The sequence below is a fragment of the Paenibacillus elgii NBRC 100335 genome, from assembly GCF_004000865.1.
In the GTDB taxonomy this organism is placed as follows: Bacteria; Bacillota; Bacilli; order Paenibacillales; family NBRC-103111; genus Paenibacillus_G; species Paenibacillus_G elgii.
On the sequence record NZ_BIMB01000019.1, the window covers coordinates 46,979 to 72,917 of the forward strand.

Annotated in this window: 24 protein-coding genes; 7 read left to right on the top strand and 17 right to left on the bottom strand. The window is 54.3% G+C overall.

Going from position 1 to position 25,939, the window contains the following annotated elements; all coding sequences use genetic code 11:
- Window positions 1-216 precede the first annotated feature (216 nt).
- The 3 genes from PEL01S_RS16055 (at window position 217) to PEL01S_RS16065 (ending at window position 3,768) form a co-directional block, all read left to right on the top strand.
- On the top strand, window positions 217-1,191 hold the full coding sequence (locus PEL01S_RS16055; RefSeq protein WP_371860707.1) for an ABC transporter permease: 975 nt from the start codon (window positions 217-219) through the stop codon (window positions 1,189-1,191).
- Window positions 1,192-1,221: 30 nt separating this feature from the next.
- On the top strand, window positions 1,222-2,097 hold the full coding sequence (locus PEL01S_RS16060) for a carbohydrate ABC transporter permease (RefSeq protein ID WP_127461002.1): 876 nt from the start codon (window positions 1,222-1,224) through the stop codon (window positions 2,095-2,097).
- A gap of 81 nt (window positions 2,098-2,178) precedes the next feature.
- A complete protein-coding gene (locus tag PEL01S_RS16065; protein WP_127461003.1) occupies window positions 2,179-3,768 on the top strand; it encodes an extracellular solute-binding protein in 1,590 nt (529 codons plus the stop codon).
- Between the two features lie 85 nt (window positions 3,769-3,853).
- Here PEL01S_RS16065 and PEL01S_RS16070 read toward each other — a convergent pair whose 3' ends face one another.
- The 9 genes from PEL01S_RS16070 to PEL01S_RS16110 all read right to left on the bottom strand — a co-directional run bounded on the left by PEL01S_RS16070 (window position 3,854) and on the right by PEL01S_RS16110 (window position 13,868).
- A complete protein-coding gene (locus PEL01S_RS16070) occupies window positions 3,854-5,014 on the bottom strand; it encodes a cation:proton antiporter (RefSeq protein ID WP_127461004.1) in 1,161 nt (386 codons plus the stop codon).
- A gap of 256 nt (window positions 5,015-5,270) precedes the next feature.
- Window positions 5,271-6,173 carry a Gfo/Idh/MocA family protein gene (locus tag PEL01S_RS16075; protein WP_127461005.1) on the bottom strand — a complete coding sequence of 301 codons (903 nt, stop codon included), beginning with the start codon at window positions 6,171-6,173 and terminating at the stop codon, window positions 5,271-5,273.
- Window positions 6,174-6,177: 4 nt separating this feature from the next.
- Window positions 6,178-7,062 carry a sugar phosphate isomerase/epimerase family protein gene (locus PEL01S_RS16080; RefSeq protein WP_174806955.1) on the bottom strand — a complete coding sequence of 295 codons (885 nt, stop codon included), beginning with the start codon at window positions 7,060-7,062 and terminating at the stop codon, window positions 6,178-6,180.
- 15 nt (window positions 7,063-7,077) lie between these two features.
- Window positions 7,078-8,136, bottom strand: a complete 1,059-nt coding sequence (locus PEL01S_RS16085) for a Gfo/Idh/MocA family protein (protein ID WP_127461007.1) — start codon at window positions 8,134-8,136, stop codon at window positions 7,078-7,080.
- 39 nt (window positions 8,137-8,175) lie between these two features.
- Window positions 8,176-9,045, bottom strand: a complete 870-nt coding sequence (locus PEL01S_RS16090) for a sugar phosphate isomerase/epimerase family protein (RefSeq protein ID WP_127461008.1) — start codon at window positions 9,043-9,045, stop codon at window positions 8,176-8,178.
- 48 nt (window positions 9,046-9,093) lie between these two features.
- Window positions 9,094-10,446: a hypothetical protein gene (locus PEL01S_RS16095; RefSeq protein WP_127461009.1), complete on the bottom strand. Its 1,353-nt coding sequence runs from the start codon at window positions 10,444-10,446 to the stop codon at window positions 9,094-9,096.
- A 104-nt stretch (window positions 10,447-10,550) separates the two neighbouring features.
- The gene (locus PEL01S_RS16100; protein WP_127461010.1) at window positions 10,551-11,756 is read right to left on the bottom strand and encodes a M20 metallopeptidase family protein; all 1,206 of its coding nucleotides are present in this window, start codon (window positions 11,754-11,756) and stop codon (window positions 10,551-10,553) included.
- A gap of 24 nt (window positions 11,757-11,780) precedes the next feature.
- Window positions 11,781-12,848, bottom strand: a complete 1,068-nt coding sequence (locus tag PEL01S_RS16105; protein WP_127461011.1) for a dihydrodipicolinate synthase family protein — start codon at window positions 12,846-12,848, stop codon at window positions 11,781-11,783.
- Between the two features lie 3 nt (window positions 12,849-12,851).
- Entirely contained in the window at window positions 12,852-13,868 is a 1,017-nt protein-coding gene (locus PEL01S_RS16110) for an NAD-dependent epimerase/dehydratase family protein (RefSeq protein ID WP_127461012.1), read from the bottom strand.
- Window positions 13,869-14,099: 231 nt separating this feature from the next.
- On the opposite strand from PEL01S_RS16110, the gene PEL01S_RS16115 reads away from it, so the two are divergent.
- Entirely contained in the window at window positions 14,100-14,738 is a 639-nt protein-coding gene (locus tag PEL01S_RS16115) for a YgaN family protein (RefSeq protein ID WP_127461013.1), read from the top strand.
- A gap of 111 nt (window positions 14,739-14,849) precedes the next feature.
- On the opposite strand, the gene PEL01S_RS16120 is transcribed toward PEL01S_RS16115, so the two are convergent.
- The 3 genes from PEL01S_RS16120 to PEL01S_RS16130 form a co-directional block, all read right to left on the bottom strand.
- Window positions 14,850-15,296 carry a hypothetical protein gene (locus tag PEL01S_RS16120; protein ID WP_127461014.1) on the bottom strand — a complete coding sequence of 149 codons (447 nt, stop codon included), beginning with the start codon at window positions 15,294-15,296 and terminating at the stop codon, window positions 14,850-14,852.
- A gap of 105 nt (window positions 15,297-15,401) precedes the next feature.
- A complete protein-coding gene (locus PEL01S_RS16125; protein WP_163767940.1) occupies window positions 15,402-15,917 on the bottom strand; it encodes a DinB family protein in 516 nt (171 codons plus the stop codon).
- A 25-nt stretch (window positions 15,918-15,942) separates the two neighbouring features.
- Window positions 15,943-16,974 (bottom strand): NADH:flavin oxidoreductase/NADH oxidase, encoded by a 1,032-nt coding sequence (locus PEL01S_RS16130; RefSeq protein WP_127461016.1) that lies wholly within the window; start codon window positions 16,972-16,974, stop codon window positions 15,943-15,945.
- Window positions 16,975-17,084: 110 nt separating this feature from the next.
- On the opposite strand from PEL01S_RS16130, the gene PEL01S_RS16135 reads away from it, so the two are divergent.
- Complete coding sequence (locus PEL01S_RS16135) at window positions 17,085-17,978, top strand: LysR family transcriptional regulator (protein ID WP_127461017.1); 894 nt, start codon at window positions 17,085-17,087, stop codon at window positions 17,976-17,978.
- A gap of 10 nt (window positions 17,979-17,988) precedes the next feature.
- Here the strand turns inward: PEL01S_RS16135 and PEL01S_RS16140 are convergent, their stop codons facing one another.
- The 3 genes from PEL01S_RS16140 to PEL01S_RS16150 all read right to left on the bottom strand — a co-directional run bounded on the left by PEL01S_RS16140 (window position 17,989) and on the right by PEL01S_RS16150 (window position 20,801).
- Window positions 17,989-18,783: a putative protein N(5)-glutamine methyltransferase gene (locus PEL01S_RS16140; RefSeq protein ID WP_127461018.1), complete on the bottom strand. Its 795-nt coding sequence runs from the start codon at window positions 18,781-18,783 to the stop codon at window positions 17,989-17,991.
- Window positions 18,784-18,884: 101 nt separating this feature from the next.
- Entirely contained in the window at window positions 18,885-19,736 is an 852-nt protein-coding gene (locus PEL01S_RS16145; protein WP_063180734.1) for a nucleotidyltransferase domain-containing protein, read from the bottom strand.
- A 192-nt stretch (window positions 19,737-19,928) separates the two neighbouring features.
- Entirely contained in the window at window positions 19,929-20,801 is an 873-nt protein-coding gene (locus PEL01S_RS16150; RefSeq protein WP_063180732.1) for an MBL fold metallo-hydrolase, read from the bottom strand.
- A gap of 150 nt (window positions 20,802-20,951) precedes the next feature.
- Between PEL01S_RS16150 and PEL01S_RS16155 the strand changes: the two genes are divergently transcribed.
- Window positions 20,952-21,404, top strand: a complete 453-nt coding sequence (locus PEL01S_RS16155; protein WP_063180730.1) for a GNAT family N-acetyltransferase — start codon at window positions 20,952-20,954, stop codon at window positions 21,402-21,404.
- 23 nt (window positions 21,405-21,427) lie between these two features.
- On the opposite strand, the gene PEL01S_RS16160 is transcribed toward PEL01S_RS16155, so the two are convergent.
- Window positions 21,428-22,747 carry a Na+/H+ antiporter NhaC family protein gene (locus PEL01S_RS16160; protein ID WP_127461019.1) on the bottom strand — a complete coding sequence of 440 codons (1,320 nt, stop codon included), beginning with the start codon at window positions 22,745-22,747 and terminating at the stop codon, window positions 21,428-21,430.
- Between the two features lie 160 nt (window positions 22,748-22,907).
- Here PEL01S_RS16160 and PEL01S_RS16165 point away from each other — a divergent pair, with 160 nt between their 5' ends.
- Window positions 22,908-24,140, top strand: coding sequence for a PucR family transcriptional regulator (locus PEL01S_RS16165; protein ID WP_063180726.1), 1,233 nt, complete (start codon window positions 22,908-22,910; stop codon window positions 24,138-24,140).
- Between the two features lie 18 nt (window positions 24,141-24,158).
- Here the strand turns inward: PEL01S_RS16165 and PEL01S_RS16170 are convergent, their stop codons facing one another.
- Window positions 24,159-25,571 (bottom strand): amino acid permease, encoded by a 1,413-nt coding sequence (locus PEL01S_RS16170; RefSeq protein ID WP_063180724.1) that lies wholly within the window; start codon window positions 25,569-25,571, stop codon window positions 24,159-24,161.
- Window positions 25,572-25,939 lie beyond the last annotated feature (368 nt).

A 25,939-nucleotide genomic window follows, 5' to 3' on the forward strand; every position in this document is an offset into this window, starting at 1 on the left:
ATCCTCGCCGTTCCCCCATAGCGATAAGCCCCGTCATGACGCGCTTCCGCGGCTTTTTCCTTTTTTGCGGATCTTTATCTTTTTTTGTCATACCCATGAAAAATAGAGAATTGCCGTGAGTCGCCCCATTCCCGGATAATCGGATCAACAACAACGATTCGCAACCGTCGGAATGTAAGCGCCTCCGGTTCGTTGCGGCACTAAGGAGGATTGCGCTTGAGCACCTTGAGTCCCCACCCCCACTCCTCTCCCGCTATCCGCAAGACCGCTCCCACGAGTCGTCTCGGACGTTTGCGGGCCCGGCTATGGAAGGACCGGTACCTGCTGCTGCTCGGCTTGCCCGGCATCGCCTATTTTCTGATTTACCGCTATGTTCCTATGGCGGGGCTGTACATGGCCTTCATCGACTACAGCCCTTTTCAAGGGATCGCGGGCAGCGAGTGGGCGGGCTTAAAGCATTTTGCCCGGATCTTCGAAGATTCGGAAATCGTACAGGTGTTATGGAACACCTTGTCGATCTCGTTTCTGCAAATCGCATTCGCCTTCCCGGTTCCGATCCTGCTGGCCTTGATGCTGAACGAGCTGCGCAATCCAATTTATAAGCGCATCGTCCAGTCGGTCATTTATCTCCCCCATTTCCTGTCTTGGGTCGTCGTCATCGGGATCTGCACGATCTTTTTGAAAGGAAACGGCGTTGTCAACGATCTCCTCAAGCAAGGGTTCGGCATTGTGCAGCCGATTCCGTTTTTGACCGATCCGGGCTACTTTAAGCCGATCGTCATCTTTCAGGTGATCTGGAAAGAAGCAGGCTGGGGAACGATTTTGTTCCTTGCGGCGCTCGCCGGCGTCAGCCCGCAGCTCTACGAAGCGGCGACCATGGACGGCGCAGGACGGTTCCGCCAAATGTGGCACATTACCCTGCCGGCCATTCGCAATACGATCGTCATCCTGCTCATCCTGCGGCTGGGACATGTCATGGATGCCGGATACGAACAAATCTTCCTTCTGCTCAATCCGTTCAACATGGAAATCGGAAACATTCTTGACACGTATGTGTTCTTCAAGGGGATCGGACAGTCGGACTACAGCTTCGCCACAGCAGTCGGGCTGTTCAAAGGAGCCGTTGGACTTGTACTCGTGCTATCGGCCAACTACATAGCCAAAAAACTCGGCGACGACGGCGTATTCTAAGCTGCGTGCGCCTAGGAAAGGATGATCCGCTTGCATCATCGAACCACGGGAGACCGGTTGATCGATATCGCCAACATTCTGCTGCTCGGCCTCATCGCCTTGATGATGCTGGCGCCGTTCTGGTACGTTCTGGCCGTCTCCTTCGCCTCGTATAAGGAATTTTTGCAGCATGACATCATCTGGTTCCCGAACGAGTGGGTGCTCAGCGCCTACGAATATATTTTCGCTTCGGAATCGTTCGTGCGTTCGGTCGGCGTGACCGTGCTTGTAACCGTTATTGGCACAGCGGTCAACCTGGCGTTTACGTCCACCTTCGCTTATACGCTGGCCCGTCCGGTCATCGGCCAACGGATCATGCTGGTGCTTGTCCTTTTCACGCTGCTGTTCAGCGCGGGCATGATTCCAACGTATCTGATCGTGAAGGAAACGCACCTCCTGAACTCAATCTGGGCGCTCATCCTGCCGATCGCCATCAATCCGTTTAACCTGATCGTCATGCGTCAGTTTTTCATCGGCATCCCGAATGAACTGCACGAAGCGGCGGTCATCGACGGCGCCAACGATCTGAAGGTGTTCTGGAACATCATGCTGCCTCTATCCAAACCGTCTCTGGCCGCCTTCGCCCTGTTCTATGCGGTGCTGCACTGGAACAATTATTTCACGGGCATCTTGTACTTGAACGAACCGGAAAAATGGCCGATCCAAGTCATTCTGCGGCAAATGGTCGTCGTCGGTGAAGCGCAGACGGCGCTCGGCAGCGGTCAAATTTTGCTCGAACACGCTCCGCCGGCGGATACGATCCAAATGGCGGCGATCATCGTCGCGACCGTTCCGATTCTCGTCGTGTATCCGTTCTTGCAAAAGCATTTTGCCAAGGGGGTGATGCTTGGGTCCGTCAAAGGCTGACTTGAGACATCCTGTCAGATGAGCGAACTTGTATAAACAAAAATTTCAGAGTATGATCCAAACATGGGGAGGGGCTTGTAAATGATTTACAGAGGAAAAACATGGACGGCTGCAGCACTCGTCGGAGCCATAACCTTAACGTCCGCCTGCAGCGGCGGCAGTGGCGCGAAGACCGATCAATCGAACGCCGGAGGTACCGGAGCCACAACGGATGGCCAGAAAAAACAGACGATCACGATGATCGACTTCCGTTACGGGGCGTTTCCTCCGACCGGAGGCAAGGGCCTGGAGATGATCAACGAGAAATTCAACGTCGACTTCAAGCCGCAGTACGTGGTCCGCTCCGATTATGACCAGAAGCTGAGCGCCGTCGTGGCCTCGGGCGAAATTCCCGACATCATCGTTATGGAGGGACCGGATTCGAATTTCTATAAATGGGCGAAGCAAGGAGCCTTTTTGCCGCTCAACGACCTGCTCGACAAGTACCCAACGATGAAGCAAATTCCGGACAACACCCGCAAAGCCGTTACGGTCAATGGTAAAATATACGCGGTCCAAAAATACTTAACCGAGAACTACCAGCTCACCCCGATCATTCGCAAAGACTGGCTGGACAAGCTGGGGCTGGAGGTTCCGAAAAACTACGACGAGCTGAAAAAAGTGGCGATCGCCTTCACCAAAAATGATCCGGACGGCAACGGCAAGAACGATACGTACGGGCTCGCCATGTCCGCAAACATTAATCCGAGCTTCGGGATGGGCGCTTATTGGGATTCTGATGCCTGGTACCATAAAAACGCCGAAGGACAAGTGATCCCCGGCATGATCTCCGATGCGCGGAAACAGCATATCGGCTGGCTGGCCGACCTGTACAAGGAGGGCGCGGTTACGAAGGACTTCGCCCTGCTCAACTGGGCGCAAACGAACAAGGAGTTCTACTCCGGCAAGGCGGGCATCTTCATCGGTACGCCGCGCGGCATGAATCCGACCTCTATGCAAGGGCTGATCGACGTGAACCCGAACGCCAAGATCGTGCCCATTCCTCCGTTCCAAGCGCCGGACGGCTCGCAAGGGTTCGTCTCCTCCCCCGGCTTCTACGGCATCGTGATGCTGAATGCGAAGCTGGCGAAGGACCCGGACAAGGTGAGCAAAATTATGGAGATGCTCGACTATGGCCGGAAGTTTGTATCGCTGGAGCAGCGCAATGCTAGCAATGCCGATTTTGACTGGTTGAACGGCAGAGAAGGTCAAGGCTACAAAATCGAGAACGGCAGCGTCCGCCGCGAAGCCGAGGAAAAAGGTCTTGCGCCGATCAACTATTTGCCGGATAAAACGATGTGGGCCCCTAACGATGCGGCCAACGGCTATTCGAAGGAATACAACGTTCCACTGCTACGCGATCTGGCGGCCAGTCTGGAGAAAATGCACGGCGAGACAAAGCATCTGGTCAATCCGGTCTACTCCGTGTTCTCCGAGACGAAGGCCTCGAAGGATACTGAGCTATCCAAGTTCCTGTACACCGAGCAAACGAAAATGATTTTCGGCGAAAAGCCGCTGTCCGATTGGGATAAAATGGTTAAGGAGTGGTCCGATAAAGGCGGTGCCCAGATCATTAAGGAAGTGAACGAGGGCCTCAAGGCGAACGGCTACTCCGGTCCGCAGTGGAAGTAATTCAAGTTCGGATGCAAAAAGTCCCAGACTAATACCAATGGCTGGGACTCTTTTTCCAATTTCACATGTCCACCGATTTATCGCCTCAAGCGGATTGATCTATGCTTTCGCCTGCCACCTTGGGCTCCTTGAAAAACCATTTCATCATCGGCGGCGTCACGAGTGTCGTCACCAAGACGACGACAATGAGGACGGCGAACATCTCTTTGCTCAGCAAACCGGCGTCCAGCCCCATGGCGGCGATGATCAGCGCAACTTCACCTCTCGATACCATGGCTGCCCCGATACCTAAGGAAGGTTTCCAGGCAAAGCCGGCCAATTTCGCTCCCAGCGCCGAGCCGACCAGCTTGGTGAGAATCGCCAGAACGCTCAATACGACGATCAAGCCAAGGTTGCCGGCAATCCCCGTGAACTCCGCTGTCACGCCGATAGAAGTAAAGAACACCGGAACGAAGATCGAATAGCCGATCGTTTCGACCTTTTCGAACACCTCATGCTTGTAATTCGTTACGCTGATCGCCACACCGGCAATATAAGCTCCGATGATGGCGGCCACCCCTGCATATTCGGCCAAATAGGCGTAAGCAAAGCAGATGATCAGAGCGGCGGATATGACCGCTTCGGTCACACGGAGAGGCGCGAACTTTTTCAACACCCAGGGAACGACCTTCCAAGCGACGAGAATCGCTCCGACGAAAAAGACTACCTTTTTCAGGACAACGACACCCAGATTCACGTCTCCCCCTGCAAAACTCATCACGAACGCCAGCGCAATGATGACCAGCACGTCATCGATGACCGCGGCGCCCAGAATTGTCGCCCCCGCCCGCGACTTCAGCTTGCCCATTTCCTTCAGCGCCTGCACCGAAATGCTGACGCTGGTGGCCGACAGCAGCAATCCGAGGAACACGGCCTGTATCGCAGGCAGCCCCATCACTTGCCCGGCCAAAAACCCTGCGACCAGCGGCACGATAATCCCCGCAACCCCTACAAAAGCGGAAGGCTTCCCCGTATGCTTGAATTCCTCGACATCGGTTTCCAGTCCGGCAATGAACATCAGCAGAATGACGCCGATTTGGCTGATTTCCGCTAAAATGTCGGTATTCGTGACGAGTCCGAGCACCGTCGGTCCCAAGACGATCCCGATCAGCAGCTTCCCGAGCACGGAAGGCTGTCCTAATTTAACGCTGAGGTCTCCCGCAATTTTGGAAGCAAGCAAAATGATAGCCAGTTGAAAAATAAGCATAATGACCGACCGCCCTTCTGTTGTTATCGTGCTTATCCTGTGGATATTCAGGCAAAAACATACAAAAAGAAGCCTATCGACCATAGCTGCTAAATAAACATAGCAATGCTAAGGTGACAGGCTCCTCCGGGTATTTCCTATTTGATTTTCCAAGGATAGGCTAACGTTACGATACTAATACGCAAGAGTACGATTTCGGTTTCAAAAATGCTGCAAGAAAAATCTGGTTTGGGGCGATAATACGACCTCCCGTCGGTTACAGCTTAACCCGCTGCCCTGTCGACCGGCTTTCGTTGGCGGCTTCGAGGAAACGGATGATCTCCAGCGTCTCCGTCAACGGGATACCCGGTTCTCCGGTCCTGAACAGGTTCATGACCTCGATCAGCAGGCTGGCATAAAACGGCCTGCCGTCCTTGGACACGTCGACCAGACGCGGTCCTCCTCCGGTGTGCAGCATGGCGCCGAAGCTTTGACCGGGCCGCCGGCTGCCCCGGATCGTACCGATCCGGCCGTCCTGCCAGACGCCGGTAATGACGTCGAAATCGTCGTTCGCCGTCACGACCACTTCACGGCATCCGGTGCCCATGACGCGGTACAGCAGCTCGGCCGTATGAATTCCGTACCAGTAGTACCCCATCTGCATCGGTTCGAGATGCATCGGTCCGAAGGCATCGGCTCCCGTAATGGCTCCGTCAGTTTCCGCCAGCGCGCTGACCAGTCCTTCGGAGTACCGTAGCGCCGAAGCGCTCATGACCGGAATATCGTATTGCTGCGCAAGCTCGGCCATTTCATACGCCTCCCGCGAACTCAGCGCCAGCGGCTTGTCGATAAATACCGGCTTGCCGTAAGGCGCGATGGCGCGAAACTGCTCCAAGTGTACACTTCCGTCGGCCGATTCGAGCAGCAGCGCATCGACCGATTCCGCGACGGCTTCCGGCGTTTCCATCATGGAAACGCCATATTGCCCACGCAGCTCTTGCGTAAAGCCGCCGACCCGGTCCATGCTGAGCGGGAAGTCGGCGGAGCCGCCAGGATAAGCGGCTATCACTCTTCCTCCCGGCACATGGTTGGCATCCGACGGGTCGTTCAGCAGCTTCGTGAACGCCGTTACGTGCGACGTATCGAGTCCGATGATGCCTATGCGCAGCGCCGCATCCATGTGCTTAGCCCCGCTTCCGGTAAGCTTCGATAAACTGAATCGCTTTGCGGATATCTTCTTCCGGTTGATCGCCGACCTCGCGCTCGATCGTCAAATAGCCCGTATACCCGATGTCTTGCAGCGCTTGGAAATACGCGTCGAAATCGACGGCACCCTCGCCGGGAGGCAGCTCCCGGAAAAATTCGCCCGCGCTCACCATCCGCGCAATCTCCTCGTGATCCATCGGCTTATATCCGAGGGAGCCGTAGATAGCGCGAGGGTCCGCTTCGCGCAGCCGGAGCCCGTCCTTCACGTGCGTATGGACGATATAGTCTTTCAGCGTGTGAACGCCTTTGGCCGGGTCGTCGCCGGTCACCATGACCATATTGGCCGGGTCGAAGTTGACCGCCATTCCTTTGGAACCGAGGCTGTCCAGAAAGTTTTTCAGATGTGCGGCGGTCTCGGGACCGGTCTCGATGGCAAAATAACCGCCGACAGACGAGGCATAACGGGCCAGTTGGCCGCAAGCGTCCTGCATCTCGGCATAGATCGGATCGTTCGGGTCGTCCGGCACGAGACCGATATGCGTCGTCACGATATTCGTGCCGAGATCAAGCGCCAGATCGAGAATGCGCTTCGACATTTCCATTTTGGCTGGATTCGCCTCTTTGTCTTGGAAGCCGTGCCCGCCCAAATCGCCACACAAAGCGGAAATTTCCAGCCCGATCGAATCAAGGTAAGCCTTAAGGTTTTTCCGAGCGGCCGCGTTCAAGTTCGCCGGGTCCATTTCCCCTTTGGTCGCCCAAATCTGCACGCCATCGGCGCCGAGCTCCTTGGATTTCAGCAGGCTCTCGCGCAGCGGCAGCTTGAAGCTATCCGAAATGACTCCGATCTTGTTCGTCAATGCCATGAGCATCGCCCCTTCCTACAGCTCGATTTCCCGCCCTTGGGCGGCCGATTCGTAAATGGCACACAATATTTTCATCACTTCGACGCCGTCTTCCACCGGACTCCGCGTTTCCGTTCGTCCGAGCGAGCTGTCGATAAAATAGTTGATCTCCTGCTGGAACCCGGCGATAAAATCGAACGAAGGATGGTCTACCTGCGGTGCGACGTTCAGAATCGTATCGTACTTCTCCGCAATGATCGCAAGCTCGGGCTCCAGCTCCGCGCCGCCCTTGTCCCCGTACAGCTTGACGGCCAACTCGTCCTTCTTCGCATGCAGCGTGAAGCTGACATCGACCATAAGGCTCGCCCCGTTCTCGAAGCGGATGAGCGCATTAGCCATGTCCTCAACCGTATTGAGCGCCGCATTGTAATCCGCAGCTTTGTAGAAATCCAAGTGCTCTACGTTCGAGCGGTTGCCGAGGCGGTTGTACGTATTGGCCGAGACCGACTTGACCTTCGGCTTGCCCATCAGGTACCAGCAAATATCGATAATATGCACGCCAAGGTCGATGACCGGACCGCCGCCGGAGCGCTTGATATCCGAGAACCAGCCGCCCGGGTTGCCGAGACGGCGCAGACAAGAGGCTTTGGCATAATAAATCTCGCCCAGATCGCCCGCATCGATAAATTTTTTCAGGATTTCCGTATTGCTGCCGTACCGGCGTACGAAGCCGACCTGCAAGAGCTTGCCTGTCCGCCGGACCGTTTCTTCGACCTTCAAAGCTTCGGCCACCGTCTGGCACAGCGGCTTCTCCACGAGCACGTGCTTGCCCGCTTCGAGCGCCGCGATGCTGATCTTGGCATGGGAGTTGTTCCAAGTGCATATGCTGACGCCGTGAATGTCCGGCAGCGCCAGCAGGTCATGGTAATCGGTGAATACTTTGGATGCGCCGTACGCTTCGGCCTTCGCTTTTGCCCGTTCCTCGTTCAAATCGCAAACGGCATAAATTTCCACTTCCGGATGATGGCTGTAGGCTCTGAAATGCTGCTCCGAAATGGAGCCCGCTCCGATAATTCCGATTTTGATTTTGCTCATTGTTCCCCTGTTCCTCCTGCTTTTCCTGTTGTTTTTGGATTACACTATGGCTTCCTGCCATAACCGGCGGACGTTGTCCATAGCGATTCTTGAACCGGTCCTCGGGTCCTCCATGCCTTCGAATTCGACAGACAAATACCCGTCGTACCCCGAAGCCTTCAGCACCCGAACGACTTCCGGCATATCGATGTCGCCTTGTCCGACAATGGCGCCCCGCAGGAAGTTGCCGTGGGTCGACTTGAACCAGCCTTCGCCCGGATTGCGGTACGACGGACGGCGGTAAAAGTCTTTTAAATGCACCATGGACGCAAACGGAATGTTGTTCGAAACGGCGCTGACCGGGTCCTCGTCCACACATAGGAAATTGCCGATATCCAGCGTCGTCTTGAAGTTGGCGCGATCTACCTCGTGCACGAGCCGAAGCACCCGGTCGCTCGCCTGCAGGTAGAAGCCGTGGTTCTCCACGCTTGTGACGATATCGAACTGTGCTGCATAGTCGGCGATCCGGCGGCACGCTTCGACGAGCTGAGGCAAGTCCACTTCGAACTGGCGGATCGACGTTTCGGGGATCGGGCGCGACGCCACATCGTGACGCATCCGCTTCACTCCAAGGTCGCGGGCGATGTCGACCTGGCGCATCGTCTTCTCAATCTCCTGCTCGTATGCTTCCGGGGTCGCCTGCACGAAATTCGCGCCGACCGCGTAGCCGGAAATATCAAGTCCCGCTTGGTCTGCGGTCTTGCGGATATCTTCAATCAGCCCTGGATTGTCCGTCAAGTCGTACCCGATCGGCACGATCTCCACATGCTCGCCTCCATTGTCGGCAATCCAGCGGATGGCTTCCGTTACGGTTAATTCTTTCTTATCGATAGCCCGGTATAAACTGTAGGTGCTCAATCCCAATTTCATGCGTACATCCTCCTCAGCTAAGTCCGATATAAACGACAAGCATGCTTTTTAACGGCGCAGCAGGTCGTCCAGGAAGCAAAACCGGTAAATCTGCTTCGGCCTGCCCTTCGCTCTGCCCCGTTCCTCTCCGGCCACCTTGACCAGCCCCGCATCCATCCACTGCGTCAGCAGCCGGTGGGTGCTGCGGACGGTCACGCCGAGAACCGACGCCAGCTCGTGAACGTTGTAGTCCGTCTTGCCCGTACGGGTGAGCTGGGCGACTACCCGGCTCATATACGTTTGGGTCAAGCCGGCCTCCTCCGCTTTCCGGATCAAGGCGGCGTCCAGCAGCGACAGGCCGGCGCTGAGCGGTTCAGCCATTTCCAGCGGACCGATGACACTCTCGTCCTCGCGAACGATGAAGCAAATGCTGCCGCCCGCGTCTTTGGCCTGCCGCAGCGCCATCCGGGCGTGCGAGCCCGCCTCGTGGGCGGACCGGCCGAAGCCGATGCCGATGCTCAGCGAAAGGGAGAAGGCGTCCTGCGCCATTTTGGCCAGCGGGATATATTTGTACCCGCCCGTATGGCGCTCGAACGTCCCCCGCGTCGTGACGAACAAATATTCGTCGCCGCCGAGCGGAGTCAAGTGCCCTTCGAGCGTTTCGGCGTATTCGAGTATCATCCGGTGAATGTCCAGCTTCAGCCGCTGCACGTCATGCTCCGACTTCCGGAGATCGGCCGCTTTGCGGAACCCGTCCACGTCGATCAAGCCCACCACAATTTGCGATTCCTTGCTGCGGCGGGATTCCGTCGACAACAGTGCCCGCTCAAGCGCGACGATGATATCCTGCTCGGTCGGCAGCACCCATTCGTTCGGTACGTCAAGCTCGTTCAGCTTCAACGATACGGAACGAAGCGCGGTTAAGGCAATCGCCGTGTTTCCTTGAGCATATTGCTCCGCATGAAAACGAACCATCGCTTCCGCATCTACAGGATCTCGGCCTGCATAGAACGTCAGTTCGGGTAGCGATTGGCCTAGCTCGCGGAACGTCTTCACGAACGGCTGACGGGTCAGCGTATCGACGGACATGGCGCCAAGCCGCCCCATCCGCTCCGCCCGAAACAACGACCGGTACAGTCCCGAGCCGTTCAGCGGAACAAAGTGAGCGGGTACGCGTAGTTGGACGTGGTCGTGGCATACCTGGTATGGAAGCGGTCCCGAATATAAGATCACTTCGACGCGCTCCATCAGGTCCCGGGTCCATTGAACCGCTTCCTCCAGCTTCACATACGCCCCGGTGACAGGGACGAAGGACGGAAACGATTTCATCGCTTGCAGCATGACGGGAATCATCGGCTCCGGTCCGATCAGCGCTATCGGAATCCCTTTTTCTTCGGTGGACGGACGATCAGTCCCGAACATGACAACACCGCCTTACCCATGCTTGTGTTCAATCTATCTCCATTATACCCGACAGGAGGAATCTGCCAATTGCAAAAAGGTGACGTTTTCAAAGCGGCGCTTCTTCACTGTGCCTGCTCCGCCGCCAGACGTTCCAAAGCAATGGCGGCGAGCGCCGCCGCTCCAACCGGGAGACACGCTTCGTTAAGCGTAAACCGGGGATGATGCAGCCCGAAAGCCTGCTCCGCTCCCGTCTCGGGACCTGAGCCGAGCCAAAAAAGGCAGCCCGGCACCCGCTGCAAATAGACGGAGAAGTCCTCGCCCGCCATCGTCGGCTCCGCCTGTACGCGCTGTTCGCGCCCCAGAAGCCTGTCCATGGCGCTCTCGACATGGACCAGGCAGTCGTCGTGATTGACAAGCACCGGAGTCTGCGGAATGTAACGCAGCTCGGCCCGGCACCGGTGGCCTTCGGCGATCCGCATCACAAGCCGTTCCAGCCGTTCCGGCATGCCGCTCTGCACCTCCGGCGCAAACGTCCGTACCGTCCCGGTTAGACGAGCCCGGTGCGGGATGACGTTGTTCGCTTCCCCGGCCTGCAGGCTGCCGACGGTTACGACGGCGGGGGCGAACGGCGAAAGCTCGCGGCTTACGGCGGTTTGCAGCGATAGAACGATGGCCGAAGCCGCCACGATCGGATCGATGCACTGATCGGGGATGGCTCCATGCCCACCTTTCCCCTCGATGTCGATCTCGATACGGTCGACGGAGCCCATGAGTGCCCCGGCGCGAGTCGCTATTTTGCCCGCCGAAAGCGTCGGCAAATTGTGCAGCCCGTAAATTTCCGCGACGCCGTCCAGCGCGCCGTCCGCGATCATCGCTTTGGCGCCTGCGTTGATCTCCTCCGCCGCTTGGAACAGGAACCGCACGCTGCCGTTCAACCGCTCCCGCCGCTCCGTAAGCAGCCGGGCTGCGCCGAGCAAAATCGCCGTATGCGCGTCGTGGCCGCAGGCGTGCATGACGCCCGGGCGGCGCGAGGCGAACGGCAGGCCGGTCTCCTCCGTCACCGGCAGCGCATCCATGTCAGCGCGCAGCGCAATGACGGGCCCGGGTCCGCTGCCGTGAAGCTCGGCCGTCACGCCGTAGCCGCCGACGCCGGTCCGCACCTCAAGCCCGAGCCCGGTCAACTGCTCGTCCACCTTGCGGGACGTCTCCCGCTCATCAAGACTCAGCTCGGGCTCGGCGTGCAGGTCGCGGCGAAATGCCACCAACGAATCCGCAAGCCGTTCCGCCGACGCCAGCAGCTTCTGACCGTCCTCATGAATCGGATTCATTCGTTCACCCCTTCCCCTGGGAATTCAAGCCATCCAATACGCCAAATGCTCGCGGACGAACGCATCGTCATTCCATTCCGGGTAGTCCCGGTATACCCGGTCGATCTCCTCCGCCTGTCCCGGGGACAGCGTTTCGTGAGGATTCAGGCACCAGACGCCTTTCATCAGCCCTTGGCGGCGAAGCACCTCATGGATGCCCGGGATGCAGCCGGCAAACCCGTGCGCCGGATCGAAAAACGCCGCATTCGCATCCGTCACCACCACGTTGCGGGTCAGCCACTCGCTGCCGATCGTTCCCAATTGCCGCACTCGCTTGATTTCTTCCAGCAGCTCGACCGCTTTGCGCGTCCAGACCGCCCAATGCCCGAGCAACCCGCCGACGATCCGTTTTTCCACGGGCTTGCCATCAACCATGAAGCGGTATACGGTCAGCAGATCGTTCACGATGTTATCGTCGTTGCCGGTGTACAGCGCAATTTCATCGCGCCTGGGTGAATAGCAGACAGCCCGCGCCACGTCGATCGTTTGGTACCGGTTGAACGGCGCCATTTTGATCGCTACGATGCCGGGAATGGTGGCGAACTCCTTCCAAAAGTCGAAGCTGAATACCTTCCCGCCGACGGACGGCTGCAAATAAAAGCCGACAACCGGCATCTTTTCGGCGACCCGCGCCGTACGTTCGAGGATTTGCGCCTCGCTCAAGCTTTGCAGCCCGCCCATGCTCAGCAGCCCGGCGTCATACCCGAGTCCGATCGCCGTGTCCGCTTCGTTCAGCGCCTGCTCGGTCGGGCCGCAAATTCCGGCGATTTTCAGGAACGGACGCCCGATGTTGGCCCGGTCGACCTCCTCGGAGGCCATTCGCAGCACTTTTTCGAACAGATTGAACTGCGGCTCGCGGATTTCAAACTGCGTCGAATGCACGCCCACCGCGACACCTCCGGCGCCGGAGGCGGCATAATAGCGGGTTAAAGCGCGCTGGCTGCGCTCGTCGAGCCGCCGATGTTCGTCCAGTGCCAGCGGGTGAGCGGGAATGACCAGCCCTTCGTGCAGCGCCCGGGATTGTTCCGGTGACAACGATTTTCTGCCGCCCATACGTTAAAATTTCCCCTCTCTTTCCTGAAAGTGCGTCGGCTTATTCATCGTCTTGCCTTCATGCAGCACCCATTCGGCCACCCAATCGATCATTTGCAAAAGCGATACCCGCGGATACCCGAACTGCTGCATGCATTTCGACGCGTTACTGAGCAGCGCTGTGTCCGCCTCCTGTCCGGTGAATACCGCTTCCGTTCCGAGCCGCTTGGCGAGCTCCGCGGCCGCATACCGGATCGATACCGTCTCCGGGCCGGTCACGTTCAGCACTTCCGCCCCTTGCTTGCAGCGGAGCAGCGATCGAAGCGCAATCTCGTTGGCGTCGCCCTGCCAGATGCAGTTGAAATGCCCCATGGACACGTCAATCGGACGGCCTTCCTTCACCGATTTTGCAATTTCCAGCAGCACCCCGTACCGCAGATCGATCGCATAATTGAGACGGTAAATCAACACCGGCGTTCCGTATTGATGGGAAAAATGCTCGAACACCCGCTCCCGCCCAAGACACGACTGCCCGTATTCGCCGACAGGCGACGGAGCTGTCGATTCGCTTGCTCCACCTTGTAGGACAGGAGTCAACGGATAGACGTTGCCGGTAGAGAATACCACAATCCGTGAATGGCGGAACTTCTCCGCCACGCGACCCGGCAAATAAGTGTTCATCGCCCATGTAAAATATTCTCTGCCTGTGGTGCCGAATTTCGTACCGGCCATGTAGACGACGTTTTTCACATCAGGCAGCTTTTGAAGCTGCTCATCGTTCAGTAGATCGCACGCGATCGTTTCGACGCCGAAGCTCTCCAGCTCTTCCTTCAGCCCTTGTTCTGAAAATCTCGACACCCCGTATACTTTACGGCCGACCCCCGATTCCCGGATTGCGTTGATCGCCAGCTTAGCGAGACTCGGTCCCATTTTGCCGCCCACCCCAAGCAACATGATGTCCCCCTCCAGCGACTTCATCTCCTGCACCAAAGCAGGCGACGGCTCGGCAAGCTTATGCTCCAGTTCCTCCACGGTTCTCATCGATCACGACAGCTCCCCTCTTCACAATTGATAGCGATTTCAATATCATCATAGCGCCAGCAAGTATTTAGAGACAAATCTTTAAATTGTCTTTAAATCAAGTTGGCAAGGCCCAGACTTTTGCTCGTAGGATAGCCGACTACGGAGTCCCAATTGGCACGAAACCCATAATATGGTATGTTAATGCTGGAACGTTCCGTTTTGCACGAATACGTTTGGAGGTCTTATCAGATGAAACTAAAAATATTTCTTGCTTGTTTGTTTGCGTTTGCCTTCGCGGCCGGGATCTGGAATGACGCACCGAAGAAGCACCTTGCGAAGCTAGTCAATATAAGCGCGAGTTCAACCGTTTTTCCGGGTGAAAAAGCAAATGCGATAAGCTATGTTCCGATAACGGATGACGAATACACATCCATCCGAAGCGCCTCAGGCGCGGACAGTTTATTCATCTATAAGTTTCAAACGGATGACGAGAATATCGCCAGGATCGATTGCTGGATGGAGCATTACGTGAACGGATCGTATAAGGAGACTCTGGCATCGATGGGGACGAGTATGAGGTCCAAGCGGGAAAATAAGCTGTACTGGAGCCTGACCAGCGTAAACGATAAGGAGCAAATGTGGATTGTTTCCGTGCGGGACGGAGGCAGCTTCTCCTCCAGCAAGGGCTCCATAGCTAAGGAAGCTTTTTCTTCATCTACGTGGGGCTCGATGATTGGCAGCCAAAAGATCGTACCGGAGGAGCCTATTACTTTGAGTGCGATCGTACGGAAGAAAGAGCTGGGTTCGATGACTTTCAAGCCGGACCCTGACGAATTAATCAAATCGTACGATGAAGTTTTTCTGCTGAAATGCCGTTTTAAATCTTAATTCAGTTGCGCACCCCAAAGCCCGAGCCCGAGTCGCACCCTTTCAGTTGCAGGAATTGCGACTCGCCTCGGGCAAGCTCTACGGCAAATATTATTGCCGGACAGCAACGGGCTACCCTTCCGCTTCAAGCTTCGGCTCCCGGAATGCGTCGTAGCTTTCCAAGTATTCGAAGAATGCCTCATCCCCATTGCCTTCCAACAAATTCAGGAACGCATACGAAATCATGTCGATCCACTCCTCCAATCGGCGTACATCCTCTTCCGCGATCAACCGGTTAGAACGGAGCATGCCGTCCGGATGAACGCCCCACGCCCGGCTTAAGTGGCATATCCCCCATACGGCGGCGACAAGATCCCGATCCAGATGCGGAGCGTCCGGCCCAAGCTTCTTTTGCAGGATAAACAGAGCGTACATGACCTCGTGCAAGTTCTCTTCGATCAAGCCGCGGTACGGGCGAAGCGACATCAGAAATCCGGTTTGACCCTTCGGATGGTCAATCGCCTCATCAATTGTGAAACTGTGCAGCATCAGCAGCCGCTTTGCCTCTTCTTCCGTCATGGCTTCCCCCCCACTTTCCCTTCTGTCAGCGAACCGATTACTTAACTTCTTCGTGGAGAGACAAAATTCCTTGTGAAACGGCCGATGATCATAACATTCTTCCGATTATCGACCAAACTGCTGCCGAATGACATGTAAATGATGCTCCGTATGTCCGGCCATCACATAGAGAAGACTTCGGGCGGTCACAGCTTTATCGGCCACATGGCCTGCCCGTAACCAATCCGTCTCTGCAATTGTTGTCATTAGTGTACGTGTCGCTTGTCTGACTGCTTCGAAATCTACAAGCAGCTCCGGAATCGTATGCTCCCCGAAGCAACCGTTGTTTACGTAAGTATCCTGATCGTAGCCAAGAAGCTTCATGGTGTCTCCGCGTGCAACGCTAAGCATCCAATAGCTCATCACACGCTCCGAATCGCTGATATGACCGAGCACTTCCTTAAAGCTCCACTTCCCCCGCTCATGGCGATGCGATCCTTGCTCCTCGCTAAGATGACCGAAAAAGACGTTAATTCGGTTTCGTTGACGATCATGAAAAGCTAGGATATCGTCTTCAGGCACAAGCTCGATGTACCTTGAGAAATACGGATCGTATTCGTTTTGTTCCGGTCGTTTAAGCAAGCTTTTCTTCCCCCTTTCTACACTTTTAAATTTCGTAAGCCGCTCTATAAGGTTCCGCAATAGGAGTTTGCCCGTGACCGAGCGCAACCGCGGCATGAGCGGCCCAATAAGGATCACGCAGCAGGGCTCGTCCAATCGCTACAAAGTCTGCTTCACTGTCGATAATCGATTCGGACCGCAACGGATCTTCAAGCCTACCCACGGCAATGACAGGCAAGCCCACCGCCTCGCGGATTTTACGGGCAAAAGGCACTTGATACCCGGGGTGGTTGCCCGGCTTTTTCTCTCCGGGGGGTCCTTCTCCGCCCGTACTTACATGAAACGCGTCTACCCCCGCAGCCTTGTAGGCTTGGGCCAGTTCGATCGCGTGATCGATATCATAGCCGCCATCGGCATATTCTACAGCCGATATACGGAAGAGGAGCGGCATATCCGCAGGCATTTCCGCTTTTACGGCTTGGATGACTTCTACACCAAAACGGGCAAGCTCTTGGCCATACCGATCATCCCGTTTATTGGTCAAGGGAGATTGGAATTGATGGATCAAATAACCGTGAGCTCCATGAAGCTCGATCGTATCTACTCCGGCTTTTACAGCACGGCGGGCAGCATCGGCAAATTTTTGGACGACGCTTTGAATCTCATCGGTCGCAAGTGCACGCGGCATTCGGTAAGGCGATCCCGGAAATTTTATCGCAGATGGGGCGATAGGCACGGCCACATCTTCCGTCTTCCGTCCTGCATGAGCAAGCTGAATGCCAATTTTGCCGTTATGAGCATGTACGCCATCGATAATTTTGGCGAATGCGGGAATATGCTCATCCGACCACAAACCAAGGTCAAAATCGGTAATCCGGCCGTCGGGCTCGACATCGGTCATTTCCATAATAATGAGGCCCGTTCCGCCAATCGCGCGGCTGACATAATGCACATAATGCCAATCGTTCGGCTTTCCATCTTTGGCTTGAACGGCATACTGGCACATCGGCGCCATCACGATGCGATTTTTTAGGTGCAGCCCCTTCAGATCGTACGAAGAAAATAGTTTTAAAGTCATGGAAGCAACCTCCCCTGAATTTGAAAGACGATCCCGCTTGCATCAGTATAAAACCCCGTGTTAACATTAATCAAATTCATATTTTTCATAATCTATATGAGGTGTAACTCATGACTATTGCGCGTTTTGAGGTTTTTTCCAAAGTTATTGAGACGGGCAGCTTCACAAAGGCAGCCGAGAAATTAAACATGACTCAATCCGCAGTAAGTCACGCTGTTGCCGGATTAGAATCGGAATTAGGTATTCCATTGCTCATACGGGACCGCAAAAAAGGCTTCATGCTAACTGAAGTGGGCCAGAAAACGCTGGGGCATATGCGGGAAATCTTAAACCATATGGAAAAAATCAAGCAAGAAGCAGCTTTTGCTTCCAATCTTGAAGCAGGCACGATACGCATAGGAAGCTTTGCAAGCGCAACGGCTTGCATCCTGCCAAAAATCATTTCGAAATATCAAAAAAAATATCCGAACATTGAGTTTATTTTCTTTGAAGGGACCTACGAGGAAATCATCGAGTGGTTTGAGACGGGTGTCGTTGACATTGGAATTGTTATACAACAGAACATGAATGCGAATCTGAATCTTTTGCCTTTAATCAAAGATAAAATGGTTGTCGCCTATCCCGAAGGACATCGATTCGAAAAGGAAACAACCATTAATGTGCAGGAATTAAAGGAAGAGCCTTTTATCATGCCAAAAGGCGTTTATCGGGCGCATGTTGATGAGATTTTTGCTCAGGCTAAAATAAAGCCTTTGGTCCGCTTTGAGGTTCAAGATTGCGCTACCATTTCAAGTATGGTCCAGGAAGGACTTGGGATTACGATTGGGCCCGAACTGTTCCTCAAAGACCAGCCTAAAATTAAATTAGGAAACCTTAACCAAGTAAATTGCCGTCATGTGGCGCTGGCTTTTCCAGCGATTCCATACGTGTCTCCGGCAGTTCAAGCCTTCCTTACCGTGGCGCGGGAGCTGTTTAGTCATGACAACGAACTTCATTCCAACTAAGCGGCTTGATCTAACCTTTCTGGCTTCCGATGATTACGTTAGCGTCCTGTTCTTCGGAACGAACCCATTTTGGAATCAATCCGTATTGAGCAAAGAGTTCGGCAGTCAATGGCGCCTGCTTCTCGCTAGTTTCGACTAGTAAAAAGCCACCCTTTGCAAGCCAGCGAGGAGCTTCAGCTACTATTCTTCGCTGGACGTCAAGTCCATCGGCTCCTCCATCAAGCGCAATCTTTGCCTCGTGGACACGGGCTTCCGTCGGCATGAATTTTATTGCCTCGGTAGGTACGTACGGGGCATTGGCTATAATAACATTGACGCGGTTATAAAGTTGAACAGGAAGCGGATCGTAAAGATCGCCTTCATACACAAAGCCCTTGTCTAAATGAATATTACGACGGGCACACCGTACTGCAGCGGGGTCGATATCAACCGCATGCATTTCAATATGTTCCGTTAAAGCGGCTAAGGCTGCGCCCAAAGCTCCGGAACCGCAGCACAGGTCTACTACTACGTCTCCTGATCGAGTGAGTGCCGCGGCCTGCCGGACTAAAAATTCGGTCCGTTGCCGGGGCACGAAAACACCGGGTTCCAGCTTCATCCGCAAGCCACAGAAATCCGCCCACCCGATAATGTGTTCAAGAGGAAAACCGGCAATTCTGCGATCCACCAGTTTGGCGAGCTCACCAGAATTCTTCGAAGAAGACATAAGCAACCGGGCCTCCTCCTCCGCAAAAACACAACCGGCAGCACGAAGCTTTCTAACGATCGCTTGCCAAATGGCACTTCCATCTTCAAGATAATCCACGTATCATCCTACTTTGACATGAATTTTGTATCAACACCAGTTTACATGCTATCGCTCTTTCTCAAAATGTAGAATACTCTTATATTTAAACTATCCCGCCCCTAGTTCAACAGACCTTTACTATTCACTAGATTGTCTGTTTCATGAATCAGATCGCGTAACAAGCCTTGAGCCTTCTCCAAACCGGCTTGATCTTCTGTGACCAAGGTCCAAATGTTATTAATTCTATTGGAGTATTGGCTTGGCGCCATGCTGAATGAATCGGCGATGGCAGCAGCTCCTTTTTCGTTCATCCAGTAAGTTTCGTTAAGCGCAAACAAAACCTGATTCAAGCACGAGACTGACCTAAACCAACATCCGGTAATGTAAGATAAATCTTTTTTATAGAAACCTTTTGTCCCAATCTCAAGGGAGAAATTTGCTTCCCATAGAAATTTTCGAATGATCGATTTTTGTAAATCGTGTGGGTACGGATTTGTTCTGAACTTCATTTCCCCCACAACACCTGATGGATCCCATAACACCTTACACAACGCGATTTCGGCTAAATAGATCGAATTAATAAATCCGTGAGGATGCCCTGGTTGATAGTCGATTGTGATATCTCCCACGACGCATTGGTCAATTACTTTTGATACTTGATTAAGATCACGGTATAAAAAATCGACGGGTATTTGATTCACTTTCAGCCAGCCGCCACCATTAATCCATGGTCCCCAGCCGCCGATTTCTGTTGTTAAGTTGTCCCTATTATCATCATCCAAGATGGAAGCTACCCGACGAAGTTGGGCAATGTCTAACCCGCTGTCGGCGTTATAATAAATGCCAAGATCAATATCGGATTCGGGATTTTCAGTCCCTTTGGCTCTAGAACCCCCTAGAACCAGAGCTTGCACACCGTTAATGTGCTTAAGACGATCAATAATGTTGGAAATAATATATTGCACATCCACACCGCTCACACCTTTCCGAATATAGCTTATTTAAATAATAATCAAATTCAACGCTTACCGAGTATGGAAAAATTCGTTTTAACCAACCTGCCCGCCAGCTTAACGATGTATCAGTCCAATGATGAAAAGTAAATAAACCCATCGCCGTAAGGATGGGTTTTCATTGATCCGTTTGCAGCCTCAACGATATGTTCAATGTATACGGTCGACATAGCGGCCGTAATCCGGAACAGCCACGCGATCAAATTGTCCTGACAGCCTCGCGAGCCCCTGAGCAAGCTCGGCGCCGAATACCGGCACCCCGTGCCCCGTCACAGCGGCCGCGGGCTTCAACGCTTCCAGTCTCTGCACGGATTCTTTTGCCGCCTTCCAATCCGTTGTAAAATAACGGGGCGGGCCACAAATCTCTTCAAATTGCAAAATAACCTTAAACAGGGAATCCTGCCGTACCGTGACGAAGGCGTCACCGGCGATCAGCGTGCGGTCAGCTTCCCGGAACAGCGATACATGGCCCGGCGAATGACCGGGCGTCGGTATCCAGCGCCATTCCGGCAGTCCAGGAATGGTACCGTCAGAGGGAAGCGCCCGGACATGCTTGCCCAAGTTGACCGGCTCATTCGGAAACAAGGGTGATAGCTTCGCGAGCAGTCCGCCTTCGACGGACGCGTCGGGGTCCGGGTAGCTTTGCCGCCCGGTTACATATGGCAGCTCCAGCTCGTGGGCGTATACCGGAACCTGCCAAGCCTCCGCCAGCTCGACAACGGCGCCCACATGGTCAAAATGACCATGGGTCAGCACGATCGCCTTCGGTTTGCTGTGTTCTCCGAACTGCTCCCGAACCACGTGTTGGATCGTATCGGCGGAATGCGGCATTCCGGCGTCTACGAGTACCCATCCGTCGGCCGGTTCGCGATTGCCGATAAAGCATACGTTAACCACCTGGACAGTCAGACAGCATACCCGCTCCGCCACCGTCTGCAGCGCCCCGCTTTTGACGGAAGTGATCGGGATATACCGGTCGTCCACTGTATTTTCAATGTCTCGATCCGTATTCGGTTCCTTCATAGGTTCTCCTTTTGCTTTATGAGCCGTTTTTATACAGTTAGTATGCGGAGGCTTTCAACCAATTATGAGCAAAAAAGAAGGAACTGGACCGAGGCTTACCGAATGTTATGTAAAGAAACTGCTATTTTTTAACTTTCAAGGAGTGATCGTATGGAAATTACAAAATTAACATCCCATGAACAGCCGCCAATGGACTTGCTGTTATTAGCCGACCCTTCCCCGAGTCTGGTTGAAGAATATATTCAAAGAGGCCAGTGCTATGTCGCCAAAGCGGAAGAGCTTATTCTCGGTGTGTACGTTCTTCTGCCTACCCGACCCGAAACCGTCGAAATCGTCAATGTCGCCGTTGATGAGCGCCATCAAGGCCAAGGCATAGGCAAAAAGCTGGTCAACCACGCGATCGAGACCGCGAGACAGCTTGGGTATAAAACGATTGAAATCGGCACCGGCAATTCAAGCATCGGCCAGCTCGCTCTGTATCAGAAGTGCGGCTTCCGCATGACCTGGATCGATAGAGATTTTTTCATCCGGCATTACGACGAGCCGATTTATGAGAACGGGATGCAAGTCATCGATATGGTGCGTCTCTCGCAAGATTTATAAGAAAACAAAAAAAGCCTGATCACTCAGGCTTTTACACTTACTTTCGCACGATCCAGATAAGCGGAATATAAATAAGTGCAAAGCGGCAGGCTCCACAAAAAAATCGCAAAAGGCAAATACTGCTCCACCGGCACGCCGACAAACGTGCTGCACAGCACAGCCAGCAAATTCCACGGTACAGCGGCGGCCAGAACGGCGCTCGTATCGGCGATGACACGCGAGAGGTGCGCGGAGCTGAACCGGCGGTTCCACAACGGCAAAATGTTGCGGCCGGACATGATAATCGGCAGCGTCTGCGTGCAGGAGATCAGACAAAGGACCAAGCCGAACGCTCCGGTGCGCCATGTGGCGGAAGCGAGCGAAGGCATCTCCCCCATCATCCGCTCGATGTATGCGCCGATCAGGTTCGACCGTTCCAGAATGCCGTTGAACGCCCCGGCCAGCACAATAAGCGAGACGAGGCTGATCATGCTCAGCAATCCCTTGCCTTCGACAATCGAATGCTCCGCCCCGCTCCACATCGCTTTCAACCAAACGGCTGGCCCCACCCCTTTTTGCAGGCTTCCTACAATAATAGCGGCGGCAATGGATAACAGAAATCCGTATTTCGTCTTCAGCCGCAGTACGATCGAGCCGAGAAGAACGAAGATGGGTATCAACAGCACGAGCGATTCACCGAGATCGGAAGGAATGAGGTTGGCCGACTGCTCCACCGGACCCTTCGCCGTCCGCAGATCGAGCCAGCCGTAAAATGCCAGCGAAGCGAGCACGGCAAGCGCCGAGGTCGGAGCCATCGCCCGCCATTGCCGCGGGATGGACGTTTCCGTCGAAGCCGCGATCAACTGGTGAGCACTGGAAAAAGGCGACGTACGGTCGCCGACAAAAATGCCGGAGACGACGGCCCCGGCCACGTACGGCAGCGGAACGCCCACATGGATTGCCATCCCGATGAGCGGAACGCCGACTGCGCTGAGCGTCCCGGTCGAGGTCCCGAGAATCATCGATACGAACGCGCAGATCAGAAACGAAAAGGTTAGCGCATACTGCGGCTGCACGACGGCAAGCGCCCATTGAACCAGCTCGTCCACCGTCCCGCTGACCGCCCAGCAAGGAAGAATCATGCCGACGAGCAGCAGAAGCCAGACGACTTCCTTGGTCCGGCGAATGCCTTCCAGTATCCCGGCACCAAGCTCTTTGCCTCCGATTCCGCTGCGGAGCGAAATCAGAATAAGGGCCAGCAGCCCTGCCGAAAAGCCGAAAACGACCGGAACTTTGACCATATAGGCGGCAGCGATGCCAAGCAAGGTAATTCCTACAATGATTACAAGCTGACGAAACGACATGGAAAATCCCTTTCTACTTCTATGAGAATGTGTGTTCGTCCATTATATCACGATACAGTTAAAATTTGATCCCCCTTGGGGGATTCCCATCACAAAAAAATTTGTTTATAGTTAAAATGGTACCGCTGCCACCCGAAACTTTAAAAAGGAGAAATGAAGCATGACCGCCGAAAAAGGGCCCTTCGATCAGCATTTCGACAGTCTGGAAACGTTAGCCGAAACCATTAGCGAGGTGCTTCGCTGCCCGGTTACGATTGAAGACGCCAATCATCGGCTTGTCGCCTACAGCGCACACGACCGCCAGACGGACGAAGCCCGCACTGCGACCATCATCGGCCGGCGGGTGCCCGAGAAGGTCGTGCAAAGCTTGTGGAGGCAAGGGGTTATTCCGCAGCTCATGAAGACCGACGAGCCGGTCCGAATCGCTTCCATCACGGATATCGGTCTTGGAGACCGCGTCGCCGTCGCCATTCGTAAAGACGAGGAAGTCCTTGGATATATTTGGGCGCTTGAAGTGGAGAAGCCCATCGACGATAACGGCATACAGCAATTAAAAAAGGCCGCGCAAACGGCCAAACAAAAGCTGCTGCATATTCAAACGCGCAAACGCAAGCAGGAGGAAGGCTATCAGGAGTTTTTCTGGCAGCTGCTTACGGGGCATTTGACCACCGAAGCGGCGGTCCGGGACAAAGCGGCTCAAATCCATTTGACGCTGCCCCCCGCTTTTTACGTCGCGGTGTTCGAATTTTCCGAATCGATCGATGATCATCGGCTCCAGCAAATCCGCTATCTGATGTCGGTGACGCAGCGCATCTCCGTCGTATGCCATGCGGTGGACCACCATCACTTCATTCTGCTCGCTTCCCCTTCCGAATCAACGTCTTGGAAAGAACATGCCGGCAGCTTTATCACTCATTTTGGCAAGCAGATGCACGACCGGTTTCGCGTGTCTGCCATGGCCTCTGCCTGCGGTTCTCTGTACGAGGATTACGGCAAGGTCGAGACGAGCTACCGCGAAGCGCTCACGCTGCTGCGCCTGAAGAAGCTGTTCCCGAATCAAACGAAAATTCACCACTACGAAGACCTGGGCTTTTACCGGTTCCTGCCCCCCATTTTCGAATACAAGCAGTCCCACCGGATGGTGAACCGCCATTTGCAGCGGCTTAAAGAATACGATCGGGACCATCATACGAATCTCCTGGACACGCTGGAGACGTTTCTGATGCACGACAGCAATGCCAAGGAGGCAGCTGCCGCGCTCCATATCCACACGAATACGATGAACTATCGTCTGTCCCGGATTGCCGAAATCGGCGAGATCGACTTAAAAAGCATGGATCAGAAGGTGGCGCTTTACATTGATCTGAAGACCAATAAGCTCATGTCCTCCTGATCCATTTCATTCGATTTATTATACCTGCGTCGCACCGTCATCTACGCGTCCTTCCATGCCGTTCGTACCGGCCGGGGAGGCGCTTTTTTTCTTTTTCACGTAATAAACCACGAGCAGGATCGCATACCATATCGGACCGACCACCAGTGCAATCCGGGTATCCGGGGAGTAAGCCATAATCCCGACTACGAACACTAGGAATGCGAGCACGACGTAAGAGCTGAACGGTGCCAACGGCATCTTGTAAATCAGCTTGGCGGCTTGATCCGCCGAAAGCTTCTTGCGGAAGCGGATTTGCGAGATCAGAATGACCGCCCATACCCAAATGACCGCAAACGTAGCGATGCTGGTAACCATGGTAAATGCTTTTTCCGGAACGATGTAATTGAGCACGACGCCGATCAACAGGAAGAAAGCGGATACAACAATGGCACGAGCCGGAACGCCGGAACGGGACACCTTCTCAAAGCTTGCAGGCGCTTCTCCCTGCTGCGCCAAATTGTACAGCATGCGGCCGTTGCTGAAAATGCCGCTGTTGCAGGACGAAAGCGCGGCAGTCAGTACAACAAAGTTGATGATACCTGCGGCGTATGGAATGCCCAGCTTCTCGAAGGTCATGACGAACGGGCTGCCCTTGAGGCCGATTTCCGTCCATGGATAAATCGACATGATGACGAACAGCGCGCCGACGTAGAAGATGAGAATGCGCCAGAACACGTTGTCAATCGCTCTTGTGAGCGCTTTCGCAGGGTCCTTGACTTCACCGGCCGTTACGCCGATCATTTCGATTCCCAGATAGGCGAACATAATCATCTGCATAGCCAGCAGCACACCCGACCAGCCATTCGCAAAAAAGCCTCCATGACTCCACAAGTTACTGATTCCGACAGCGATGCCGCCATTCCCCAGACCGAATACGATCATGCCCACACCGATGATGATCATGAAGATGATGGTGATGATTTTGATCAAAGCGAACCAAAACTCCAGCTCACCGTAGGCTTTGACGGCAATCAGGTTAACCAGGCTCATGATGACCAGCGCCGCCAGCGCCCAAATCCACCGAGGCACTCCCGGGAACCAATACTCCATATAGATCCCGACGGCGGTAATTTCGGCCATACACGTCACGACCCAAATAAACCAATAGTTCCATCCGGTCAAAAAGCCGAACACAGGGCTCATATACTCCCGGGCATAGCGGCTGAACGAACCGGCCACCGGCTTCTGAACGGCCATCTCCCCCAGCGCCCGCATAATGAAGAACATCGCCAGCCCGCCGATCATGTAGCCGATCAGTATCGCAGGCCCGGCTACCTTAATTGCCGATGCGGACCCCAGAAACAAGCCGACGCCGATTGCCGCGCCAAGCGACATTAGAGTAATGTGCTTTTGCTCCAGTCCCCGTTTCAATTCATTGTTGTTTTTCACAAAAAATCTCCTCCAATAGTTAATTTCCAGGCTTGGACTTGCATTATTCGTGCCTCAAAGGATAGAGACTTGCTTCTGACTGTTGTTTCCCTCCTTATGAATCTGCCGGGAGCCGATACACCCCGGCGAAAAGACTGTGATTATTATTTTACCAAAAAATTACTCGAGAACAACAGTATGCGCTTACATTCGCTTTTGTGACGAATTGATGCCTAAATCGTAGCACACTCGTTCCCGTCTGCATTTGTCTTGTTACTCAAAAATAATCGGATCGATTTGTGATATTGCACAAAATGGCCCGTCCCACCTGCGAAAACGCTTACGTTTTGTGAAAAAACACAAAAGCATCCAATTCTTTTCAGCTCGTT